Source organism: Sphingobium sp. MI1205 (assembly GCF_001563285.1).
GTDB lineage: Bacteria > Pseudomonadota > Alphaproteobacteria > Sphingomonadales > Sphingomonadaceae > Sphingobium.
On the sequence record NZ_CP005189.1, the window covers coordinates 201,962 to 224,953 of the forward strand.

The 22,992-nt window shown below is 60.6% G+C and carries 26 protein-coding genes; 15 read left to right on the forward strand and 11 right to left on the reverse strand.

Annotated features, from left to right (window positions below):
• Positions 1-4: 4 nt before the first annotated feature.
• Positions 5-538, forward strand: a complete 534-nt coding sequence (locus tag K663_RS17440; protein WP_062121333.1) for a nuclear transport factor 2 family protein — start codon at positions 5-7, stop codon at positions 536-538.
• Between the two features lie 67 nt (positions 539-605).
• Here the strand turns inward: K663_RS17440 and K663_RS17445 are convergent, their stop codons facing one another.
• The gene (locus K663_RS17445) at positions 606-1,505 is read right to left on the reverse strand and encodes an acyl-CoA thioesterase (protein ID WP_062121334.1); all 900 of its coding nucleotides are present in this window, start codon (positions 1,503-1,505) and stop codon (positions 606-608) included.
• Positions 1,506-1,594: 89 nt separating this feature from the next.
• Here K663_RS17445 and K663_RS17450 point away from each other — a divergent pair, with 89 nt between their 5' ends.
• Together K663_RS17450 and K663_RS17455 are read left to right on the forward strand one after the other, a co-directional pair.
• Positions 1,595-2,797, forward strand: coding sequence for an acyl-CoA dehydrogenase family protein (locus tag K663_RS17450; protein ID WP_062121335.1), 1,203 nt, complete (start codon positions 1,595-1,597; stop codon positions 2,795-2,797).
• A gap of 4 nt (positions 2,798-2,801) precedes the next feature.
• Positions 2,802-3,902, forward strand: coding sequence for an acyl-CoA dehydrogenase family protein (locus K663_RS17455; RefSeq protein ID WP_062121336.1), 1,101 nt, complete (start codon positions 2,802-2,804; stop codon positions 3,900-3,902).
• 70 nt (positions 3,903-3,972) lie between these two features.
• Here the strand turns inward: K663_RS17455 and K663_RS17460 are convergent, their stop codons facing one another.
• Positions 3,973-4,743: an SDR family NAD(P)-dependent oxidoreductase gene (locus K663_RS17460; protein ID WP_062121337.1), complete on the reverse strand. Its 771-nt coding sequence runs from the start codon at positions 4,741-4,743 to the stop codon at positions 3,973-3,975.
• A 219-nt stretch (positions 4,744-4,962) separates the two neighbouring features.
• Here K663_RS17460 and K663_RS17465 point away from each other — a divergent pair, with 219 nt between their 5' ends.
• Complete coding sequence (locus tag K663_RS17465) at positions 4,963-6,117, forward strand: phosphotransferase (RefSeq protein ID WP_062121338.1); 1,155 nt, start codon at positions 4,963-4,965, stop codon at positions 6,115-6,117.
• Between the two features lie 64 nt (positions 6,118-6,181).
• Here K663_RS17465 and K663_RS17470 read toward each other — a convergent pair whose 3' ends face one another.
• Entirely contained in the window at positions 6,182-7,423 is a 1,242-nt protein-coding gene (locus K663_RS17470; RefSeq protein ID WP_062121339.1) for a cytochrome P450, read from the reverse strand.
• 15 nt (positions 7,424-7,438) lie between these two features.
• Positions 7,439-8,032, reverse strand: coding sequence for a TetR/AcrR family transcriptional regulator (locus tag K663_RS25130; protein ID WP_062121340.1), 594 nt, complete (start codon positions 8,030-8,032; stop codon positions 7,439-7,441).
• 91 nt (positions 8,033-8,123) lie between these two features.
• On the opposite strand from K663_RS25130, the gene K663_RS17480 reads away from it, so the two are divergent.
• From K663_RS17480 to K663_RS17505, 6 genes are all read left to right on the forward strand, one after another.
• On the forward strand, positions 8,124-8,393 hold the full coding sequence (locus K663_RS17480) for a hypothetical protein (protein WP_062121341.1): 270 nt from the start codon (positions 8,124-8,126) through the stop codon (positions 8,391-8,393).
• A 12-nt stretch (positions 8,394-8,405) separates the two neighbouring features.
• Positions 8,406-8,636 carry a biotin/lipoyl-containing protein gene (locus tag K663_RS17485; RefSeq protein WP_062121342.1) on the forward strand — a complete coding sequence of 77 codons (231 nt, stop codon included), beginning with the start codon at positions 8,406-8,408 and terminating at the stop codon, positions 8,634-8,636.
• A gap of 67 nt (positions 8,637-8,703) precedes the next feature.
• Positions 8,704-9,636 carry a 3-keto-5-aminohexanoate cleavage protein gene (locus tag K663_RS17490; protein ID WP_062121343.1) on the forward strand — a complete coding sequence of 311 codons (933 nt, stop codon included), beginning with the start codon at positions 8,704-8,706 and terminating at the stop codon, positions 9,634-9,636.
• Positions 9,623-11,236: a class I adenylate-forming enzyme family protein gene (locus K663_RS17495; RefSeq protein ID WP_062121344.1), complete on the forward strand. Its 1,614-nt coding sequence runs from the start codon at positions 9,623-9,625 to the stop codon at positions 11,234-11,236. Before K663_RS17490 ends, K663_RS17495 begins: the two co-directional genes overlap by 14 nt.
• 23 nt (positions 11,237-11,259) lie before the next feature.
• Positions 11,260-11,571, forward strand: coding sequence for an NIPSNAP family protein (locus K663_RS17500; RefSeq protein WP_062121345.1), 312 nt, complete (start codon positions 11,260-11,262; stop codon positions 11,569-11,571).
• 19 nt (positions 11,572-11,590) lie between these two features.
• A complete protein-coding gene (locus K663_RS17505; protein WP_062121346.1) occupies positions 11,591-12,376 on the forward strand; it encodes an SDR family NAD(P)-dependent oxidoreductase in 786 nt (261 codons plus the stop codon).
• A gap of 154 nt (positions 12,377-12,530) precedes the next feature.
• Here the strand turns inward: K663_RS17505 and K663_RS17510 are convergent, their stop codons facing one another.
• From K663_RS17510 to K663_RS17520, 3 genes are read right to left on the reverse strand one after another with little or no spacing between them, the layout of a single operon-like run.
• The gene (locus K663_RS17510; protein ID WP_062121347.1) at positions 12,531-13,313 is read right to left on the reverse strand and encodes a tyrosine-protein phosphatase; all 783 of its coding nucleotides are present in this window, start codon (positions 13,311-13,313) and stop codon (positions 12,531-12,533) included.
• A 45-nt stretch (positions 13,314-13,358) separates the two neighbouring features.
• Positions 13,359-13,994, reverse strand: a complete 636-nt coding sequence (locus K663_RS17515) for a hypothetical protein (protein WP_062121348.1) — start codon at positions 13,992-13,994, stop codon at positions 13,359-13,361.
• 29 nt (positions 13,995-14,023) lie between these two features.
• Positions 14,024-14,878 (reverse strand): MaoC/PaaZ C-terminal domain-containing protein, encoded by an 855-nt coding sequence (locus tag K663_RS17520; protein WP_062121349.1) that lies wholly within the window; start codon positions 14,876-14,878, stop codon positions 14,024-14,026.
• A 221-nt stretch (positions 14,879-15,099) separates the two neighbouring features.
• Between K663_RS17520 and K663_RS17525 the strand changes: the two genes are divergently transcribed.
• The gene (locus tag K663_RS17525; protein WP_062121350.1) at positions 15,100-16,506 is read left to right on the forward strand and encodes an aromatic ring-hydroxylating oxygenase subunit alpha; all 1,407 of its coding nucleotides are present in this window, start codon (positions 15,100-15,102) and stop codon (positions 16,504-16,506) included.
• 121 nt (positions 16,507-16,627) lie between these two features.
• Positions 16,628-17,656, forward strand: coding sequence for an NADP-dependent oxidoreductase (locus K663_RS17530; RefSeq protein ID WP_062121351.1), 1,029 nt, complete (start codon positions 16,628-16,630; stop codon positions 17,654-17,656).
• A gap of 70 nt (positions 17,657-17,726) precedes the next feature.
• Here K663_RS17530 and K663_RS17535 read toward each other — a convergent pair whose 3' ends face one another.
• The 3 genes from K663_RS17535 to K663_RS17545 all read right to left on the reverse strand — a co-directional run bounded on the left by K663_RS17535 (position 17,727) and on the right by K663_RS17545 (position 19,645).
• Complete coding sequence (locus K663_RS17535; RefSeq protein WP_062121352.1) at positions 17,727-18,029, reverse strand: YciI family protein; 303 nt, start codon at positions 18,027-18,029, stop codon at positions 17,727-17,729.
• Between the two features lie 37 nt (positions 18,030-18,066).
• Positions 18,067-18,630 (reverse strand): MarR family winged helix-turn-helix transcriptional regulator, encoded by a 564-nt coding sequence (locus K663_RS17540; RefSeq protein ID WP_062121353.1) that lies wholly within the window; start codon positions 18,628-18,630, stop codon positions 18,067-18,069.
• A 169-nt stretch (positions 18,631-18,799) separates the two neighbouring features.
• The gene (locus K663_RS17545; protein ID WP_145902361.1) at positions 18,800-19,645 is read right to left on the reverse strand and encodes a hypothetical protein; all 846 of its coding nucleotides are present in this window, start codon (positions 19,643-19,645) and stop codon (positions 18,800-18,802) included.
• A 171-nt stretch (positions 19,646-19,816) separates the two neighbouring features.
• Between K663_RS17545 and K663_RS17550 the strand changes: the two genes are divergently transcribed.
• Positions 19,817-20,170, forward strand: a complete 354-nt coding sequence (locus tag K663_RS17550; protein WP_083536000.1) for a nuclear transport factor 2 family protein — start codon at positions 19,817-19,819, stop codon at positions 20,168-20,170.
• A 47-nt stretch (positions 20,171-20,217) separates the two neighbouring features.
• On the opposite strand, the gene K663_RS17555 is transcribed toward K663_RS17550, so the two are convergent.
• On the reverse strand, positions 20,218-21,012 hold the full coding sequence (locus K663_RS17555) for a GntR family transcriptional regulator (RefSeq protein ID WP_062121356.1): 795 nt from the start codon (positions 21,010-21,012) through the stop codon (positions 20,218-20,220).
• Between the two features lie 173 nt (positions 21,013-21,185).
• Here K663_RS17555 and K663_RS17560 point away from each other — a divergent pair, with 173 nt between their 5' ends.
• Positions 21,186-21,944 carry an SDR family NAD(P)-dependent oxidoreductase gene (locus tag K663_RS17560; protein ID WP_062121357.1) on the forward strand — a complete coding sequence of 253 codons (759 nt, stop codon included), beginning with the start codon at positions 21,186-21,188 and terminating at the stop codon, positions 21,942-21,944.
• A gap of 192 nt (positions 21,945-22,136) precedes the next feature.
• Positions 22,137-22,991: a MaoC/PaaZ C-terminal domain-containing protein gene (locus K663_RS17565; protein WP_062121358.1), complete on the forward strand. Its 855-nt coding sequence runs from the start codon at positions 22,137-22,139 to the stop codon at positions 22,989-22,991.
• Position 22,992 lies beyond the last annotated feature (1 nt).

Below are 22,992 nucleotides of genomic sequence, written 5' to 3' on the forward strand. Positions count from 1 at the left end.
AGTCATGGACATGGACCGGAACGCAGCGATCGAGGCGCTGCTGGACAAGGAAGCGTTGCGCGATCTTGCGGCACGCTATTCACGTGCCATCGACCGTCGCGATCCTGAATTGTTGCGATCAGTCTATCATGATGACGCCATCGATGATCATGGCGTCGTATTCTGCGACAAGGCCACGATCTTTGTCGATCGGCTGTCCGAAATTATGGCGCAGTTCGAGCTGACTGCGCATTATATCTGCAACAGTTCCTATCGCATCGATCAGGAACGGGCGGATGGCGAACTCTACTTCATTGCCTATCACCGCACCTTGGGCTCCGATGCGAAGCATGTCCTCGTGTCAGGTCGCTATCTCGACAATTATGAGAAGCGGGCCGGTGAATGGCGGATCAGCCATCGACGTCTGGTCTGGGACAGCTTCGTGACATTAGACGTTGCGCCCAGCGACATGACGCAACTCGTCGCGCTCGGCATTGCCGGCGGCACGGACGCCGACCGGTGCTATGAGGCATTGCCTCTAATGGGCCGGGGGAAATAAGGGCTCTGCTTCTGCTTCCCGCTGAAACAGGGTGCGCAATCGGCACCCCTTCCTGATATCAGCCGGATCAGGCGCCCGCTTCGTCGCCCGTTTCATATTGCAGCGCTTCCTGCGCGAGCGACGCGACCAACTCGCCTGCCCGGTTGTAAACCAGCCCCCGGGCCATGTTCACGCCATTTTCGGCATTGGGGCCTTCGGTTTCGAACAACAGCCAGTCATCGCAACGGACATCACGATGGAACCATATGCAATGGTCGAGGCTCGCGACAAAGAGATGCGGGCCGGGCAGCGCGATCGTATGCGGCGCCAACGGCGCTCCGGCGAGCATGAAATCGGACAGGAAGGCGAAAATCTGCCGCTGCACCGCGGGGTCGTCAATGCCTTCTGTGCCCGGCGCCCGCAGCCAGTAATGGCGTTTGGCTTCCGTAGTAGGTTCAAGGAAACCGGCCTTGCCGGGCAAGCGCACCTCGATCGGATAATGGCCATGGAACAGTGCGCCATATTGTTTCCCGTCGGCGGCCGTGAAAGAGCTGAATTCGTCCTGTCCGAAGGCATTTTCCGGATCGAAAGGGATGGGGCTGGGACGGTAATGGCTGAACCCGTTCACCGGCGTCCGATAGGAGCATTCCATGGTGAACAGCGTCTGGCCTTTTTGCTGGGCGACGACGCGCCGCGTGGAAAAGCGCCCGCCATCCCGAATACGCTCCACCTGATAATCAATGGCTTCGATATCAGTGCCCGCCCGCAGGAAATATGCATGGAGCGAATGCACAGTGCGGCCGGGTGCCGTACGATCAGCAGCAGCCAGCGCCTGCGCCACGATCTGTCCCCCGAAGAGGGCGCGGTAGACATTACGCTGATTGTGGCGATTGCGGAATCGATCGGGCCCGACTTCATCCAGCTCCAGCAAGGTCGGAATGTCCTTGCTCCACTGTCCGTTATAGACTGTCGCATCGTATCGCCGCATTAACCTATCTCCACGTCCCTGATCCCGCTATAGGAAATATTCGAACCATATGCTAGCTAACTAGGGTTGAAAAGGATTCGAGAGGACTGATGCAGTCATTCTATAGTGAGGAGGAGAAGGCTTTCCGGGCTGAAGTCCGTGCCTTCGTCGAAACCCATCTGCCCCCTGATCTGGCGCGGCAGGGGCTTCATGACTATCACCCGCGACGCCAGGACCAGTCACGCTGGGTCAAGATTCTCGCGGAAAAGGGATGGTCGGTGCCGCATTGGCCGGCAGCTTATGGCGGGCCGGGTTGGACCGGCGTCCAGCGTTTCATCTTCGAAGAGGAAATGCGCCGCGCCCACGCACCGACCGCCGATCGCATCGGCACCGAGCTCGTCGCGCCGGTTCTATACACCTTCGCTTCGGAAGAGCAGCGGCAGAAATATCTGCCCGCTATCCGGAAAGGCGACACATTCTGGGCGCAGGGCTTTTCGGAGCCTGGTTCGGGGTCCGACCTGTCATCGCTGCGCACCCGCGCCGTGCGTGACGGCGATCATTATGTCGTCAGCGGGCAGAAGACCTGGACCACCGAAGGCCAACACGCCGACATGATCTTCATGCTGGTACGTACCAACGCCGAAGTGAAGCCGCAGGCAGGCATCTCCGCGCTGCTGATCGACCTCAAAAGCGCCGGTATCACGCGCCGTCCGATCTGGACGATCGACGAAGGGCTGACCGTCAACGAGTTCTTCTTCGATGACGTGCGCGTACCGGCCGAAAATCTGGTGGGCGAAGAAGGCGCGGGTTGGTCCTATGCCAAGTTCCTGCTGAACAACGAGCGCACCAACAGCGCCGAAGTCCCGCACACGAAGCGCGACATTGCGCAACTGCGCGAAATCGCGAAGATCGAGCTGAAAAATGGCCGCCCCCTGATCGAGGATGCCAATTTCCGAGCGCGGCTGGCGCGGATCGAAATCGACACGATGGCGCTGGAAACGGCGGTGCTGCGCGCGCTGACGGCGGCCTCGCATGACGGTGGATCGGTCGCATCGCTGGTCAAGGTGCGCGGATCGGAGCTGCGCCAGCGCGTGGCCGACCTGGCCGACGAGGCGCTGGGCGATCGTGGCCTTGCGATCTGTCTCAATCCCGAGGGTGAGCACAGGATGTTCGACGATGGCCTCACCTCGCCTGTCGCTGACCATGGCATCGGCATCGCCGCCAAGGCGATGTTCCGCCGTGCCACCACCATCTATGGCGGCGCGAACGAGATTCAGCGCACCTTGATCGCCAAGACCGTTTTGGAGCTTTGACGCCGTGGACTTTTCCTACACATCCGAACAGGAATCCCTGCGCGACAGTGTCAAACGCTTTGTCGAGCGCGAATTTGACTGGGAAGAACGGTTTCGCATCATCCGTTCCACCGAGGGCGTGGCAGCTGGCCACTGGGCGACCTTTGCCGAACTGGGCTGGCTGGGTGCCGGCCTGTCGGAGGAGGCCGGCGGCTTTGGTGGCGGGGCCATCGAAAATGCGCTGATCGCCGAGGAATTGGGGCGCGGTCTGGTGACCGAACCCTTCATCGCTCATGTCGTCGCCACCCAATTGCTGGCCGCGATCGGCGGTGATGTGACGGCAGACCTGATCGCCGGGCTGGTCATGGGTGAGAAGCGCATCGTCCCTGCCCTGCAGGAACCGGTCGGCCGGGGTGACTGGCGGCTGATCGACACAAAGTCCGAGAGCCATGTCCTGAATGGCGTCAAGTCGCTGGTGGAAGGCGGCGCGACGGCGGAACAGATCATCGTTTCCGCTCGGGATGGTGACACCACCAGCCTCTATCTTGTCGATCTGCAAGCGCCCGGCGTGACGCGGACGATCTACCGCACCCTGGACAATCGCCGGGTGGCCGACGTCTGTCTCGAAAACGTCGCCGGCACGCTGCTCGCGTCGGGTCCGGAGGCGGAAGCCGCTATCAACCGCGCCGTGGAACATGGCATCGTCGCGCTTTGCGGAGAAGCCTTGGGCGTTATGGACGCGGCGCTGTGGACGACTCGCGACTATCTGAAGGTTCGCAAGCAGTTCGGCACGGCGATCGCAAATTTTCAGGCGCTGCAGCATCGCATGGCGGACATGCTGATCGAAACGGAAATGACTCGTTCGATCCTGTTCCACGCTTTGGGCACCATGGCCGAGGGCGACGACGATTCACGCGCCGCAGCCGTTTCCGCGGCCAAAACACATGCGTCGAGCGGAGGCATCTACGTCGGTGCGCAGGCGATCCAACTGCATGGCGGCATAGGCGTGACAGAAGAACTGAACATCAGCCATTATTATCGGCGGCTCTACGTCATCGCGCGGCAGTTCGGGGATGTGGAACTGCATCTGGCCCGCTTCGCCGAAGCGACCGACCGCACGACCTAGTGTTCCAAGGGACGGCGGGTGGCTTGAGCAACCCGCCTGCATCCCTGAAGCACCGCAGCGTTCGACTGCCTTAGCCGCGCGTGATCGTCTGGCCGCCGTCCACCACCAGCGTCTGGCCGGTCACGTGACGCGCGCCATCAGATGCCATGAACGCAATCACGGCGGCGACATCTTCCGGATCAGCAATGCGGCGTAGCGGCGTGCCGCTGAGGATCGTGTCCATGAAGCCGGGCCGATCCTGCAGCGCGCGGATCATGTCTGTTCCGGTGGTCCCGGGCGCAACGCCGTTGATGCGGATGCCCTGCCCGCCCCACTCGACCGCCAATTGGCGCACCATCTGCTCCAGGGCGGCTTTCGACACACCATAGGCGCCGCTCCCGACCATGCCGAAGCGCGCATTGACCGACGATACGCACACCATCGCCCCTCCGCCCCGCTCGGCGATATGCGGCAGCGCATGACGCGCCAGACGGCGTGGGCCTCCCACATTGGTGTCCATGACCTTGGCCCAGCTTTCTTCTGCGACGTCGGTCAGGGGATCGAAGACCGGGTTGATACCGGCATTGGCGATCGCCATGTCGATCCCCCCAAAGGCCTTGACCGCCTCATCGACCAGGCGCGCGACATCCGCGTCGTTCGCGGCATGCCCCGGCACAGCGAGGCAGGTGAGCCCTTCCGCTTCCAGCCGCTGCTGCACCGCCTCGCAAGCTTCCGCCTTCCGGGACGAGAGCGCTACCCGCGCCCCGCGCCTCGCCAGATATTCCACGGTGGCAAGGCCGATGCCGCGCGTTCCCCCTGTGATGACGGCCACTTTGCCCAGAAAACGCTGATCTTCCATCATAATCCCTCCCTAACCACATAGAATGATTCGCCGTTGCCCCACATCCCTGCCGGATCCAGCCCGGCTGAGCGTGTGCGCTGATGCTCCCCGCCGGTCGCATGGCCCCGAGAGGCTCGACAGACGCTCGATATCTGATCATCGTACGCATTGATATTGTTCGCTAGAATATTAATAACGCACTCCATTCAACGCGCGCAAAGGCATCAGGAGAGTTAAGACATGACGTCGGACAAGATCGAACGCATCAAGGCGGCCTTTGAACGCGATCAGCGGGAGGACCGCCCCGCCGTCAATCCGGGCGACATCCCCTGGCGCTATGAGGCGATCACGCCGGAATGGATGACCCATATCCTGTGCAAGGACCATCCGGAGGCAAAAGTCGTCTCCGTCTCGCTGGACGCGCCCGATTCCGGCACATCGAACCGCCGCCGCGTGTTCGTGGAATATAATGACGCGGGCGAGCGTCTCGGCCTGCCCAAATCGGTTTTCTGCAAGGCAACGGTAGACCTGCTCAATCGCATCCTGCTGTCAACGTCAGCCCTGCTGAGCGAGACCACCTTCTACAACCAGATCCGCCCGCAACTGAATATCGAAGCGCCAGAAGCCTATCTGGCGGTCTATGATACGGAATCCTACGCCTCAATCGTGGTTCTGAAGGATTTGGCCGGAAAGGCGAGCTTCTGTTCGCATCATACCCAGATGACGCTGGAGCGGGTGAAGGACCAGATGGAGTTGCTCGCCAAGCTGCATGGTCATTTCTATAAATCGCCGCAGCTGGATGGCGAACTGGGCCACATGTTCCGCTACGATGACCGTTTCGCGGCCCTCGATCGCGACCATGACTTCAAAAGCATGTGCGAGGCGGGTCTGCGTGCGGCTGCTGACGTCGTACCGCCCCGCCTGCTCGCGCGCGAGGCGGAGGTATGGCCCGCGACGGTCAAGGCTTCGGCGCGCCACGGAGAACTGCCGCTCACCATCACACATGGCGACGTGCATCTGAAGAACTGGTACATCACCGATGAGGGTCGGATGGGCCTGGGCGATTGGCAGGTCACATCGAAGGGTCATTGGTCGCGCGATGTTGCCTATACGATCACGACGGCGCTGACCGTTGAGCAACGGCGCGAATGGGAACAACAGCTGCTGCGTCATTATCTCGACGCCTTCGCAGCCGCGGGCGGCGAAGCCGTGCCGTTCGAGGAGGCGTGGTTCAACTACCGCCAGCAGCTGCTGACCACGCTCGCTTGGTGGACGATGACGCTGACGCCGTCCAAGGATGTGCCGGACATGCAGCCGCGCGACATCACCGTCGAGTTCATCCGTCGCATCGCCATCGCCATCGACGATCTCGACGTTCTGGACAGCTTCGCCTGATAGCAAAAAGGCGCGGGCCGCAATGCCCGCGCCTCATTCGCCGGTCCGTCGATCGACCGACAGGTCAGAGCCGGTCGAACGCCATCCACAGCTGATCGGGGCCATGAGCGATATAGCTGGTCATCCAGCTGTAGCTGTCATCCCCGCGTGTCGCGCGGAAATTCGTCAGCCGCCGCGTCAACATCTGAAAAGCAAGACGCAGTTCGCCACGGGCCAGCTGATTGCCGATGCACAAATGCGGCCCCGCGCCGAAGGCAAGATGGCTGGCGGCATTGGTGCGATCAAGATCGACCTTCGCCGGTTCCGCATATTGTTTCGGGTCACGATTTGCCGCACCATAGCGCACCTCGACCAGAGACCCCGCCGGGATGGTCACACCCGCGATTTCCACATCCTCAGCCACCCGGCGGAACAGCGTCTGGATGGGCGCAAGCGTGCGCAGCACTTCTTCCACAAAGGGCTTGGCGCGAGCCGGATCCTGCCGGATTTCCTCGGCCAGTGCCGGCTGTTCGATGAACAGCTTCATCCCCGAAGCGAGTGTCGTCGTCGTCGTCTCATTCCCCGCCACGAGCAACTGGTGGATGATGCTGAGCAGCTCGCGCATCTCCAGCAGACGCCCGTCGGTGTCGGTGTTCGCCAGATGGCTGATCAGCGTATCGTTGGGCGTTTGCCGCACACTTTCGATTTCCGCCGCCAGATAGCGCTGCATTTCCGTAAGGATTTCCGCAATCTCGACCTCCCGCTCGGAGGTCAGAACAGGGCTCACCGATTCTACCGACACGTCCGACCACAGTTTGAAGCGGTCCATATGCGCGCGCGAGACGCCGAGCTGCTCGGCGATCACATACATGGGCAGGCGCACGGCGAAGGCCTCAAGGAAGTCGATCTCGGGCGCATCGACGAAATTGTCAATCAGCTCGTCGATGATCTCCTTGATGCGGGGTTCCAGGGCCGCGACGCGGGGCGGGGTGAACACCTTATCGACCAGCGTGCGATAGATGCGGTGATCCGGCGGATCGTTGGAGACCAGAGTGTCGATCGGCAACCATCCCTTTTCCTCATAGATCCGGTTGGCCGTGGGGTCCGAACGAGTCGAATTGATGCCGGTCCGGTTACGCAGCGCCTTGACGTTCAGGAGCGCCTTGCGAACATCCTCATAGCGGGTCAGGACATAGTTGCCCGTAACCGGGTCATGATAGACCGGGCGCTCTTCGCGCAGCCGATCATAGCTGGAGAAAGGGCAGCGCTGAACGGCGGGATCAGCGAAACTGAGCGGTGCGTCAGCTGTGTCGGTGGCTTTGGACATATTCTTTCTCCTTGGTCAGGTGGATCCGCGGGCGCGACCGACACGAACGGCCAACTGGGCGGAAACGGTATTCTTAAGAAGGTTGCGAAATTCACGATCATCCTGCGGCTCGCCGGAAATGCGGTCGAACAATCGCCGGGCTGCGATCGTGCTGACGACGGCCCCGGTCAGGGCGATGAACAGATAGTCGGCGTCGACGCTCCCTTGGGGGCGGGAATATTCGACAATCAATGGCCGCAGCCTGTCGTGGATCGGTTTGACGAGCCGTTCATAGCTATAGTCCGACCGGTCATTTTCCAGGACGATCTCGCGCAGGACGAATGCCGACAAGGCGGGCGTGTCGCACAGCATGTCGACGATCTGGCCTACCGCCTGATCCATACGCTGGCCAACGTTCATCTCAGTCGGCGCGTCTAGCGTTAGGTTTTTCAGCGCACCGAGCATCTGCGCTGATAACTGATCGATCGCCGCTTGCCACAACAGCAGTTTCGAGCCGAAATGATGAACGATCATCGCCGCATCCACGCCCGCGCAGGCGGCAATCTGCCGTACGCCCACGGCATCATAGCCCTGCGCGGCGAACTGCCCAATAGCGGCGGACAGGAGCATCTCTGGCACCGAAGCCCCTACCGCTCCCGCTGCCGCGCGAGGGCGCCCGCGACCTCGACGCGTGGCATCAGCACTGATAGCGGAATTCGACATGGCACGACTCAATTTTGCTGCACCCCATATTCATCAGCTGTTGAATAATGTCAAACAGCGTTCGCGATTTCGCTGCGATAGCGCCGTGGCAGCTATCGATCGGAAATCCCAATGGCAAAGATGGGGCGCGCTACGACGCGAGGTCGCACAGCGCGCACTGTTCTTCCCGAATGAAGAAAATCTGCGCAATTTGCTGGACGGAACCGGTACGCTAGATTACTTCATACATCGCATGTTTATGATCGGTGAACCTTCGCCGGTCCCATAAGAAGGATTGAATATGGCAACGGAAATCATCTTGCCCAAACTCGGTTTTTCGATGAACGAAGGCACGCTGGCCGAGTGGCTGGTCGCCGATGGCGGTGAAGTGAAGGCGGGTGAACCCCTGTTCGCCTTGGAGAGCGACAAGTCGACTCAGGAAGTCGAAGCGCCCGTCTCCGGCACGCTGAAGATCCTGAAGCAACCGGGCGAGACTTATGAGGTCGGCACCATTCTGGGTGAAATCTCCTGAACTGATCGGCCTGACCCGAGAATATCGAACATCGAACATGGAGGGGCGTGCTAGACGCCGGAAAGAAATGAAGCGTACTGACAAGGTCATCATCACCTGCGCCGTCACCGGCTCGATCCACACCCCCACCATGTCGCCCCATCTGCCGATAACCCCGGACCAGATCGCGGCGGACGCCATTGCGGCGGCCGAAGCAGGCGCGGCGATGCTGCACTTGCATGCGCGCAATCCGGAAACCGGCCAGCCCTCGCAGGATCCGGAGCTGTTTGCCCAGTTCCTGCCCCGCATCAAGCAGTCTACCGACGCGATCCTGAACATCACCACCGGCGGCGGCCTGGGCATGAGCCTGGACGATCGCCTGGCGCCGACGAAGAAGTTCAAGCCCGAAGTCTGTTCGATGAACATGGGGTCGGTGAACTTCAACATCTCCGGCGCGGGCGGCAAGACCAGCGAATGGAAGTTCGACTGGGAAAAGCCCTATCTGGAAATGACGAAGGACTTCATCCTGTCGAACACCTTCGCGCAGATTGAGCGGGCGATGACGGAGCTGTCCGAACAGGGCACGCGCTACGAATTCGAATGTTACGATGTCGGCCATCTCTACAATCTGGCGCATTTTGTCGATCGCAAGATGGTCGAACCGCCCTTCTTCATCCAGGGCGTCTTCGGCATCTTGGGTGGCATTGGCCCGGATCCTGAAAATGTCATGCACATGAAAACCACGGCGGACCGGCTGTTCGGCGAGGACTTCATTTTCTCGGCGCTGGCGGCGGGCAAGCATCAGATGCGGCTGGTCACGCTGTCGGCCCTGCTGGGCGGATCGGTGCGCGTGGGTCTGGAAGACAGCCTTTATGCCGGCAAGGGCGTGATGGCGACATCCAACGCCGTGCAGGTGGAGAAGATCCGCCGCGTGCTCGAAGAACTCAGCCTGACCGTCGCGACGCCGGCCGAAGCGCGCGAAATGATGCAGACCAAGGGGGGCGACAATGTCGCTTTCTGATATCGCCTTACCCGTCGGCGGCATCGCCGACGGCATGGCGTTTGCAGAAGGGCCCGCTCTCGATGAGAGCGGGCTGATCCTGCCTTCCGACTATCCCAATCATTTCGCCGCCATCACGCCCGATAAGCCCGCGTTGATTTTCGGCTCCTACAGCTGGACCTATGCGCAACTGGATCGGGCATGCGATGCGGCTGTCACCTTGCTTGCCGAACATGGCGTCAGCGCCGGCGGGCGCCTTGCCTATATGGGCAAGAATAATGACCTGTTTTTCATCCTGCTGATCGGCGCGATCCGCGCCGGAGCAGTGATGGTTCCTGTCAACTGGCGCAATACCGCACCTGAGACCCGCTATGTCCTCGAAGACAGCGCGGTCAGCCTGATCATCGCTGACTCCGAATTTGCCGGCCTCATCAAGGAAGCCGACACGCGGAGCCTGCCGCTGTTGCTGGTCGATGAAGACGGACCGCAGGGCCTGCGCGCGCGCATCGCCGCCGCCACGCCTGCGCCGCGCATGGCCCTTGATCCGCTTGCACCCTGCCTTCAGCTCTATACCAGCGGCACCACCGGCCGTCCCAAAGGCGTGGTTACATCGCAATATGCGCTCGGCATCGCCCGCCATGTCGAAAATATTTCAGGTTTCTTCTCGGATTGGGGGGACGATGAAGTCCTCCTCTCTCCCCTGCCCTCTTTCCATATCGGCGGCATGTCGTGGGTGTGCACCGCGCTGGTTCGAGGGGCGACCGTCTATGTCATCGCGGACACCAATCCTGCGGTCATCCTCGACAACTGCCTTGCACATGGCATCACCCGCACCTTCATTGTACCCACCCTGGTTCGCGCGCTGATCGGCGAAATGGATGCGCGGGGCGTGCGCGTACCCACCTTGCGGGGGATCCATTATGGCGCCGCGTCGATGGATCCGGCGCTGCTCGAACGGTCGGTCGATCGCATCGGATGCCGTTTCCTGCAATATTATGGCATGACCGAAGTGACCGGCACGATGGCGATCCTTGGCCCTGAGCAGCATGATGCCAGCAATCCCTATCTGCTGCGATCGGTCGGTCGACCCTTGCCCGGCTTCAGCATCGCGATCCGCGGCCCGGATGCCGAGCTTTTGCCGATCGACACGCCCGGCGAAATCTGGGTCAAAGGGCCCGGCCTGCTGATCGAATATTGGAACAAGCCCCAAGCCACGGCCGAAGCGCTGATCGACGGTTGGTATCGGTCCGGTGACGGTGGCCGGATTGATAAGGACGGCTATCTGTTCCTGACTGATCGTATCAAGGACATGATCGTGTCGGGGGGCGAAAATGTCTACCCGGCCGAAGTCGAGGCCGTGCTGCGCGACCATCCGGCGATCCTGGATTGCGCCGTGTTCGGCCTTCCCCATCCCAAATGGGGCGAGGGCGTGACCGCCGCACTGGAACTGCGCCCAGGGCAGGATGTCGACCCGGAAGAAGTCATCGCCTTTGCGCGCAAGTCGCTTGCGGCGTACAAGATTCCGCGTCGCATCGAGGTCGGCGTCGCGTTGCCGCGCACTGCATCGGGCAAAGTGCAACGCGCCGCCATTCGCAAATATTTTATGGAACAGGCGGAATAAACCGCCATGATCGGGAGGATGCTATGTATCTGGTGGCAAGGCTGGAGCTTTCCTACGCCGGTGTGATGGAGTTCATGACCGTCGCACCGAAGGTCCGGGAAAAGATGGAAGCACGCGGATGCAAAATGCTGCACGCGATGTTTCAGCAGGTCGAACGGCTCAATACCGTCATCCATATATGGGATGTGCCGGACGCCAATACCTATTTCGCGGCGGTCGAGGCGCTGAAGACCGACCCGGATTTCCCCGAAATCCTGTCGATCCTGGCACGGTCCGTAGTCGATGAGACGCTTACGCTAGCCACGGACGCGCCCTATGCGCCCGTACGGTCCTGACGATCGGAAGGAAAATTCCATGGGCAGATTGAATGGAAAGGTCGCCATCGTCACCGGCGGCGCACGCGGCCTGGGCGGGAGCGCCGTCGATGCCCTTTGCGCCGACGGCGCCTCGGTCGTCATCGCGGATGTGATCGACGCGGCCGGGCAGGAACGCGCCGCCCGACTGACGGCCGAAGGACACAAGGTCCATTATGTCCATCTGGACGTCCGCGATGCCGCTCAATGGGCGGCCACGATCGACGATACGATGGCCCGCTGGGGCCGGCTCGACTGCCTCGTCAACAATGCGGGCATCAATATCCCGATCGATATCGAAGAAGCGACGCTCGAACAGTTCCAGTCGATCCTGGACGTCAACCTGCTCGGCGCCTTCCTCGGGATCAAGGCCGCGCTGCCCGCCATGCGGAAAAATGATGGCGGTTCGATCATCAACGTCTCATCCAATTCGACCGCCATGGTTCTCCCGACCACCTCGCTCTATGGCGCGAGCAAGGCGGCGTTGGCCAATCTGACCAAGACCACGGCGGTTCATTGCGGCCTGCGTGGCGATAATATCCGGTGCAATTCGATCCATCCGGGCATGCACCTGACCGAAATGATCGACAATCCGCAAGTGCAGGCGTTGCCGCACGTGCGCGCGCTCAAAAACGCCATTCCAATGGGTCGGATGGGGCTTCCCGCAGAGTTCGGCAAGGTTGTCACCTTCCTTGCGTCCGAAGACTCCAGCTATATGACGGCGGCGGAACTTTTCACCGATGGGGGACTCACCGTCGTATCTTTCGCGGACCCATCGCGGGGCTGAGAAGACCTGACAACGTGCCTGCCGCAAGCCAGTAGCGATTCGCCCGGCTTGCGGCAGGCAATGTATTCCGATTATGGGCGGATCGCGTTTCAATCATCCGGTGGAGCCGAAGGACCAAGCTCCAGCTTATTCCACCCCGGTTGAGCGGACTCGTTCAGACGAGCAGACGCGTCCGGATCGCCGCTATGCCAGCATCATCCAAGGCGAGTTCTTCGCGGATAAAACCTTCGGCTGATCCATGCCGCGCTTCGATCGTGTCGAACATGGCAGTCAAATATCCCGGGTCGGCGCGCATCATCGGCTCCCAGATTTCGCGCGCAACATTGGCCAGCTTGTTGCCGATGGGGTCCTTGGTCACCAATTCGCAGCCGCGCGAGAAAAACTGGTCCGTGAGCTTATAATCCTCGATCACCTGATCCCGCGAAACGCCGAGAAGGTCGAGCAGCAAGGCAGCCGCGACGCCCGTGCGATCCTTTCCAGCCGCGCAGTGGAAGACCAGCGGCAGCGTGCCATAGGCGAGTCGCTGGAACAGTTCCCGATAGGACGGTGCCTGTTCATAGGCGAGATCATGATAGGCCTCTATCATCAGCTGGCGCGACTTTTCAGGGGTAGCGTCGGCATGCTGCATGGCTTCGGTCAGGTCGCCGGCGCTCATCTGATGATCGCGCGACCAGATTTCGTAGGTCGCCGCGTCTGGCAGCCGCGAGGGCCGGCGGTTCCGTTCCCTGGTCGACCGAAAATCGCAAATCACCTGCAGGCCGAGCGCGTCGAGGGCGGCATGGTCGCAGTCCGAAAGTTCGGACATCGTGCCGGATCTATAGACCAGACCCTTGGCAACCGTCCTGCCATCCTGCGTCCGATACCCGCCGATATCGCGGAAATTATGGCCTCCCTCCAAGGGGATAACCCGATCGAATTCATGCGCTGCGCTGGTCATTGGCTCTCGTCCGTCAATCTTTTTATAGGCCCACCTGATGTCAGTTCAGTGACGGTCAACCTTGCTCAAAATTTCGTTGGTGAAGGCAGGGACCCGTGCCACTGCCTCGTCCGACAGGCCATAGCGGGGCAAGGGGAAGCCCAGAAACCGCTTCCGTCCATCATCGGTGCGATACAGATATGTCACTGTCTGAATCAGGCTGCCGATCTGGCCGCCCGGATGCATGAAGGGCTCGCCGCCCAGATATTGTCCGCCGGCAGCCTCGGCCAAGCCGCGGACGATAGACAAATTCTTCTGCCACAGCCGGCGGCAGACCACATAGACCGCAAAGGGCGTGTCGGCCAGCAACGCCTGTGCCTCGGCGCTTTCCAGGAAGGATCGCACCGGCACTGAAGGATTATCGCCCCAAGTGTTGGTGAACAGCAGCACCAGATCATATTTCTGCGCGACCGCGCCCGCCGGTTCATAGGCGAGAGGGACGACCATTCCCTTTTGGGCGCCCTGCGTCCATTTTTTCGACGCCGCGACATTCATGGGGCGGGCGAGGACATCGGCTGGATCGCTCGTGCTGATCCGGCACGATGTCACGTCCCACCCTGCGGCGCGCGCCGCATCCTCAGCCAACGCGGCCGCCTTCTGGGCCTGACCGGTCAGCGAATAGTAGAGGATGAGGCAACGCATCGACTAGCGCCTTTCAAGCGAGAAGGAGGTCAGGCCACCGTCGCCGAACAGCGATCGAGAACCACCTCGCCACGCTCGACCGCGACCGCGCGGAAGCGTAGTTTGCCGTTAGCTTCCTCGAAGAATTCGATGCGGATCGTTTCGCCGGGCATCACCGGCTTGCTGAACCGCACGAACATCGACTTGAAGCGCGAAACATCATTGTCGCAATAGGCCGACAGGATGGCGCGGTTGGCCAGACCCTTGGTGCACAGGCCATGCAGGATCGGCATTTCGAAGCCGGCCTTGCGCGCGATCGCAGGATCGGCGTGCAGCGGATTCCAGTCGCCGCTCAAGCGGTAGATCAACGCCTGCCGGGGCAGCGTCGGGATCTCCACGACCCGATCGGGCGCGCGATCGGGAACAGGCTGAGCCGGCTGCATGGCATTGCCGAAAGCGCCTTCGCCGCCATTGCCCCGCAGGAACAGAGTGGAGCGCACCGTCGCCAGATGCTCTCCATTGGCGTCGTTATAAAGGTTCTTTTCCTGGTGCAGCAGCGCGCCGCGCCCTTCGCCCTTGTCCTCAATCCCCGCAACTCGATATTCACCGCGAATGGCACCCGTCGCGGGCAGGGGCTTGTGCACGACCAGATCCTGTTCGGCGTGCAGAATCTTCACCCAGTCGATGCCGAATTCGGGTTTTTGCGCCCAGAAGCCTGGGTGGCACAGAACATTGGCATAAGCCGGAACGCAGCGCAGATCCTTCTCATAGACGAAGGGCAGTTCTGCTTCGTTCAACGGGTCCGACCCGTAGCCCAGGCCCAGTGCGAACAGGATCGTGTCGCGCTTGTCATACGGCTGCAAGATCGGTTCGATCACCATATTGCTGATTTTTTCGATATCCATAAGCTTCTCAATCCTCGACGCCGCGCGCCCTTCAAGCCATCTGAACGCTCTTAGTTCGTAATCGCATTATATGCTAGCAATCAAAAAGCGCGGATGCCAGCATATAATGCTATGCTAGCATACGATCTTGACTTTGGAGCAAGGGAAGCTATGCTCCGCCTCCGCGGATTTCGGTCGCCACGGCGGCAGTGGATCGCTCATAATTTTATGGAGAAGGACGCATGGGTAACCAAACCAAGGTCGCACCCGATTATCGCCAGAGTGCCGCCCCCCTCTTCCAACAGGTCATCGCCGATGATCCCGTGCCCGCGCCCGCCGTGCTACGCGAATATTCCGAGTTGGACATACCGGTGGCCCACGTACCTCGCGACCGCTATCGTAGCCCTGCCTTCGCCGCGCTCGAGGATGAGCGCATGTGGCCGCGCGTCTGGCAGATGGCCTGCCGTGAAGAACAGATACCCGAAGTTGGCGACTGTCTCGTCTACAACAGCCCCGGCGCATCCTTCGTCATAGTGCGTTCCGCACCCGATGAGATCCGTAGTTATTATAACAGCTGTCTGCATCGCGGCATGAAGCTGTGCGCGGAAAACACCAGCGTTCGCAAGATCGTGTGCCCCTTCCATGGCTTCACCTGGAACCTCGACGGGACGTTGGCTCATGTGCCGTCCCGCTGGGATTTTCCTGATCTGCAGGAAAACGAGATGAACCTGCCCGAGGCGCGGGTGGAATGCTGGGACGGCTTCGTCTTCATCAACCGCGACCACGACGCGCCGCCCTTGATGGACTATCTGGGCCACATGCCAGCGCATTTCGCCGACTGGTCCTATTCGGACATGTATCTGGCGACGGTCATCCGCAAGAATATGGATGCCAATTGGAAAACCTGCATCGAGGGCTTTGTCGAATCCTTCCATCTTGCGGGCATCCACGCCCAGGCCCTGCCCTTCGGCGGCGATGCCAGCACCCAATATGATGTCTGGGCAGACGATCCGCATGTCAGCCGCTTCCTGGAGCCCACCGGCGTCATGAGCGACCAGCTGCCCCAGGCGCTGTCGGAGCAGGAAATCCTAGATTCGGCCCTGGCCTTGGTGTTCGGCGGCGGGGAAGTCCCCCGTCTGGACGAAGGCGTGAAGGCGCGGCACTTCATGGCCGAGAGCATGCGTACGGCGATGAGCCAAGCCCATGGGCGTGACTATTCGCAAATGTCCGATTCCGAAGCGGCCGATGCCGTGCAATATTCGCTGTTCCCGAACATCATCCTGTTCCGGTCGCTCGGCTATCCCTACGCCTATCGCTTCCTGCCCGAGCGGGGCAATCCCAACCGGTCCACGTTCGAATTCATGATCTTCAAGCCCAAACCGGCCGATGCCGACTTCCTTCCGGAAGTGGAAGTCGTCGATCTGGGCGACGAAGGCTCTTTTGCCGCCGCCGGCGTTCTTCCGCCCTGGCATGGTGAAATCTATGACCAGGACGTGACCGGCCTTCGCCTGTGCCAGGACGGCATCCGCAATGGCGGTGACGCCGACATCATCTATTCGGCTTATCAGGAAGTCCGCATCCGGCACATGCACCAGACGCTGAGCCGTTATGTGAGCGACGATCCGAAGGACGCGCCGGGTCGGCGCTGATCGCCACCTTCCGGAGATGCAGGCGGCAACGAGGCGACGCCCCTCCCATCTCCGGCGGTTGACGCTAGACCGGGGCTGCACTACCGATCCGCGACTTTCTGACACATTTCAGGGGCCTGTCATGACCACCCAAATCCCGCCCTTTTCAACACCTGAAAAGAACCGCCAGATCGTTCTGGCCCAGCGTCCCCAGGGCACCCCGCGCAAGAGCGATTTCGCGCTTAAGGAAGTCGCGCGCCCCGTCCCCGGCCCCGGCCAGGTGCTGGTGCGCAATCTCTATCTATCCGCCGACCCTGTGCAGCGCGGTTGGGCCAGCAACCCCGCGCTCACCCCGATCGACGCGCCGATGCGGGCCCTGGCGGTCGGCATCGCGATCGAAAGTCAGGACCCGACCATTGCGCAAGGCGACCTGGTCTATGGCTTCCTGGGTTGGCAGGATTATGCCGTGATAACCCGCGCCGACCTGCTGTCCCATATTTCCAACCCTCGGGCACCGCTGCCGGCCTATGCCGGCATTCTGGGAATGCCTGGGGTCACCGCCTGGCTGGCGCTGCATGACATCGCGCCGCCGTCGGAGGGCAAGGCGATATTGGTGTCGACCGCTGCTGGAACCGTCGGCAGCATCGTTGGGCAGATCGCGCGGCAGGCGGGCGCTTACGTTGTGGGCCTGACCGGCAGTGACGACAAGATTGAGCGCTGCGTCAGCCGCTTTGGCTATAACGCGGCCTTCAACTACAAGACCGGCGATCTGGCGGAGACATTGGCGGCGGCGCGGCCCGAGGGCTTCGACATTTATTTCGACAATACCGGGGGCTGGATCCTGGACACCGCCATTCGCGCCATGGCGAAAAACGGGCGCATTGTGCAATGCGGCACGGCTGCCACGCCCAGCTGGAATCCGCCGCCGACCGGGTTGCGCAACGAACGCGAAATCCTGATGCGGACGCTCAGCTGGACCGGATTTGTGATCTTCGACCATGTGGCTCGCTTTGGCGACGCCATTGAACGACTTACTGACCTGCTTCTCGCAGGCAAGCTCGTTTATGACGAAGATGTGGAAAACGGAATCGACAAGATCACGGATGTTCTTGAGGAACTCTTCGCTGGATCCAATACCGGCAAGAAACTGATCTACATCGGCGAGGATTGACCGGAACGCCCCGCCCCTTATTGCAAGAGGGGACGGTGCTCGGGCGCCGTCCCCATCTAATCCAAGTCCGTCAATCCTGCCGCCAACTGCCCAAGGCAGGGCGAACCGGCTGGATGGTCGGGTTATCGGCGAATATGCCCTCGATCATGAATGGATCGGCCGCCAGCAAGGCGCTCACCGCCTCTTCGTCCTTTGCCTCCAGCAGAAAAGAACTGCCAATGGCAGACGCATCGGGGCCATCGTCACTGAGCATGGCTCCAGCGACCTTCAAAATATCGCCTTGGGCGACCCAATAATCCACGTGACGCTGCCGATGCTCCAAGCGCTTTTCCAGCGCTCCCGGTCGATCGGCGGCAAATATCATGAAATACATTCTAGCTCCATCCCATAGCATCCCTCGCGCGGATGCTTCAGATTCCATTCCTCATCTCAGTCTTCACATCAGACAAACTGGATATTTTTGATTCGCCCATGGAAATCTTGTCAGCAAGAATTTCCTTCAGGTTTTTCTTCACTACAGAAAGGACTTTCTCTGCCCCCTCGACCTCCTGCATCGTCAGGCCCGAGAATATCCTTCGATTAACGTCCGAGGACACCTCCACCATCAGGTGAATGACCTCAAACCCTCGTTCCGTGATGAATACCCGTTTGGCCCGCCGATCCGATGCATCTGCTCTGCGCTCGACATGACCGGACGCTTCCAGTCGGTCGACGAGACCGCCGACGGTCACCTTCCCGACCTCCATCAATCTGGCAAGATCGACCTGCATCATGCCGTTATTGCCACCACGCGACAGAGCGCTCAACACCGACCATTGCGAACGGGTGATCCCATAAGGCCGCATGATGAGGTCCATGACCGTCCGCCGAATGCGTGAAACGTCGTGTACCAGATAGCCAAAGGCGAAATGTTGCGCCGAAGGCTCCTCTCCTAAATTGTCCACCTTATCGGCGGCTTGTTCCCTGTTTTTCATCGATCTTCTTCTAGATGAGCGGCAAGTATGCCGCCTCGTTTTATGACGCACCGTTCGATAAGATGCACGCACAAAATGCTTAGCGTACTGTATATTAGTATATGGTTTAATCCATGAGGATTGACCGGTTCAGCCTTCGGGCACCCCTAAGCTCTGGCGCTGCCACGGACTACAACATACTGGCGACTTCCTTTGTCGACAGAAATTGGCCAGCGTAGGCCTTGCGTGCGCGCGTTTCCTCCTCCACTGCCGCCGCTGGTGGATCAAGCACTTCTTCCGATCGCAATCGTGGGATCCGGGCCTGCCAGCAGCCCGTTTCCACCTCTTCCGCCTGACTACTAAGGTCCAGTTCGCCCCGATTATGATAGCGTTCGGTCCAGGCCTGCACTGCCGCGGAACGATCGGTTACGCCGTAAATCGCGACCAGGGGGAACCGAAACGGAGTCGGCAGCGACTGTTCCTCATGATAGCTGAACAGGCCGACGCTGCCGAAGCCCGGCAACGTCAAGGTGTCCGGCGCGTGATGTTGCTCGAACCACTGACTGAAGCCAAGCCCCCCTCTTTCATTAGGGACTATCAGGGCCGTGATCACGTCGTCACCACGTCTGAAGCCTTGTTCTCGGGTCCATCCATGCGACAGGAAGACGGGCCGATAGAAATAATCGCGCAGTCCCTCGAAGGACGCGTCGCGGATCACCTCCATGTCAACTGTCCCCACGCGCTCGTTATGGCCCAAGACTGATTTGGCCGCGCTTTCCCATTCATAGATGGTGTGCGCGAAATAGCCCGGATCGACCGGCCGGCCGTCCACGATCGGCTGCTGCAGAGAGGTAATGAAGCGCTGGGTCGCGATCGCGCCGTCCAGACGCATAGCGTCGCGGATGTGAATATTGGTGTACCAGTCGTCATAGCTGGCCTGACGGCCTTCCACCGCGTTCTGATAGACGATCAGAATGCTTTCTAATGCTTCACCGCTCATCGCATTATCCCTCGGCTCTCTCGCTGCAGTATTCATTCACGCTCTCCTTTGCGCGAAGGGACATGTGTTCGCAATTATCTGCGTCTTTTCGCCACGATCTCGTATACGATATGGGTTGACTCGGATTCCGTCAACGGTAGTGTGGCATACCGTCTTGCTGACGAAACGATAGTCCGGTCAGATGAAGAGCTAGGCAGGGAGAGTGAAATGAGTGAGCAGACGACAGCTATCGTGCACCGGCACTTGGACGCCTGGCAGAAGGGAGATGTCGACGCACTGCTGGCCGACTATGCCGATGACGCTGTGATGATGACTCGAGATACCGGCGTTGTAGCGGGCAAACCACAGATCAGGGCGCTGTTTGAACATGTGTTCGCGGAAATATTCAGGCCCGATGATACCCGTCTCCAGGTCACGGCGGAGCTGATCTCCGGCAATCATGCCCTGGTGCATTGGGACGCGACTACGTCCGCCTTCCGAACCAGTGGCGCGTTCGATGCCTTCACCATCAGCGACGGCAAGATCGTCGCCCAATTTGCGGGAATGGCCGCAGATTCTTGATGCAGAACTGCGGAAACTACCCGCATGTGGGCGAACCGCCCTCCGCTTCAGATTGACTGCGGATGACCGATCGCCCGAGGGCCCCCGTCCTTCTTGTGTTCGACAAAGCCGCGGTCAGCGCGATAGTCGTTTAGCACCTTGCGCGTCTGCTTCATCAGGATCTTGATAGCCTTGCCCTCGTCGCCAGCCTTGAGCGCCTGCGCTATCTGAGGATATTTGGGGGCGCACGCGTTGATCGCGCGATGCCCCAGGATCGTCGCGATAGAGCGGGTATAATGGTTCATGCGGGTACGGCCAGCCATGTCGGCAAGATAGCGGTTGCCGCAGGAACGAATGATAAGCGAATGGAAGCGGTTGATCTCACGCAGGGTCGCCGCGCCATCCAGGCCCTTGCCCCTCTCCTCTATGCGTCGCGCGATTCTGATCAATTCATCGGCCAGTGCTCCATGGCCCCCGTCGACGACCAGCCGCTCCATGGCACAGGCCGACATCCATGTCAGAAGCTCGAATCTTTCCAGTATCTCTTCAGGTTCGATCAGACGCACACGAGCACTTCGGTTCGGGACCAGTTCAAGAATGCCCTCGCCTGCCAGGATGCGAATGGCTTCCCGTACCGGGACGCGCCCGATGGAAAGCGCGGCACCCACTTCCGGCTCGCTGATAGCGTCACCGGGACGCAATAATCCACGGCCGATCAACCCGTCGATATGCTGAATCGCTTGCACCACCAGTGCGCTGGACCCGATCTTGTTGCCCGCCCCGCGCCGGGATTCCGTCGTTTCTTCAGCTACTTCCACGACCATCGGCTTTTCCAATATCCGCCACAATAGGGCGCTGGACATGGACCCTCTCAAAAATCGCCACAGCATTTCTGTATACGATATTCACATTGTCGAATACGAAATTATCGCGAATGAAGGGAAGTGCCCAGTTCGCGGCCAGCCTTTTTGACTATCCCTGGGAAGCAAGCGCGGCCATCATAGCCGGCGCACAATAAGCAATTACGGAGGATGCATTGAAGGAATTTGGAGGCAAAGTGGCACTGGTCACCGGCGGCGGAAACGGGATTGGCCTTGCCACTGCTCGCCTTTTTGCGGAGCGCGGCGCGCGGGTGGCGATCGCGGATGTGAATCGCGAAGCCGGCGAGCAAGCGGCCGAACTTTTGCGGGGTTCCGGCGCGGAAGTCATTTTCGTCTATGGCGATGTGTCCGACAAAGCGGTCGTGGAGCAGATGATCGGGGACACCATAGCAAGGCTGGGCGGCCTGGATCATGCCGTCAACAATGCGGCCATCGTCCATCCCCAGGATGGGGAGTGGGACGATGACGCCTTTCAGCGCACTTTGGACATCAACCTCTCGGGCGTCATGCACTGCCTAAGGGCCGAACTGCGCCATATGGCCGCGACGGGCAAGGGCTCGATCGTCAACACCGCCTCGATCGCCGGACTCATCGCCTCAGTGGTGCCTTCCCAGCCTGGCTATACCGCCAGCAAGCATGGAGTGATCGGCCTTACCAAGGTTGCCGCGCTCAAGCACGCAAGGGCAGGCATCCGCGTGAACGCGGTGTTGCCGGGCGTGACCTTGACCAACATGGTCAAGGACGTCATGGAAATGGGCGAGGATGAGCGCCGGGTTCTGGAAAATATGGCGCCGATGGGCCGCATCGCTCAGCCCGAAGAGATCGCGGAAGCAATCATCTGGCTTTGTTCGGACAAGGCGAGCTTCGTCACCGGCCACTCTCTTGTCGTCGATGGCGGCGCCCTCGCGCAATAAGGGCCTATTCGGCGGCCGCCTTGGATCCAGGAACAGGAGCTTCGCCTGGCCACGCAGCGACGGCGGATCATGTGCGGGCGCATGGCGGCCATGCACGGGTTTATCGGAAGTCTCTCCCAAGACCGGCTCCACTGCCGCACGGGGCAGGCCAGGCCATGGCCTTTGACGGCTTCGACATAAAGAGGGACGCAGATGAAAATCGCGCAAATAGAACAGCTCGCGCTCGATCCCGTCGAACAATCCTACGACCATCGGGACGTGATACTCTACGCGCTCGGGATCGGCTACGGCGCCGATCCCCTCGCGGAAGATGAACTGCCCTTTGTGTACGAACGCAATCTTCAGTGCCTGCCCTCCTTCGCCAACCTGCTTTGCGAAGCTCCTTTCTGGCAAAAGGACCCGGCCTTCGGCATCGACTGGCAAGGCATCCTGCACGCAGAGCAACGTTTCGAGCTGCATCGGCCGTTGCCGTCGCGAGGCAAGCTGCGGGGATTCAGCAGCATCATCGGCATTGAAGACAAGGGCGCTGGACGGGGCGCCCTTCTGCATCAGCAGCGCAATCTGGTGGATGCTGCATCCGGTGACCTGCTGGCGACGCTCCGCGCGACACTGTTCCTGCGTAACAATGGCGGCCAGGGAGGATTTGGCCAGTCCATCTCACCGCCCGCCCCGATCGAAGGGCCGGCGAACGGTCGCGTCCTTGAATATGCGACGCTGCCGGGGCAAGCGCTAATGTACCGGCTGAACGGGGATTGGAATCCGCTGCACGCGGACCCGGCCGTTGCTCGGCGGGCGGGCTTCGGACGACCCATCCTGCACGGCCTCTGCACACAGGGGATCGCCTGCCGTGCGATATTGAGCGCCTATTGCGGAGGCGATCCGGCGCGGCTCAAATCAATGTTCGTGCGGTTCAGCCGTCCGGTGATGCCGGGCGAGACGATCCGGATCGAGTTTCATGAAGAAAACAGCAAATTGCTGCGGTTCAGGGCGATTGCCAAGGAACGCGATCTGGTGGTGTTGGATCGCTGTTCGGCGGAGCTGCACTGAT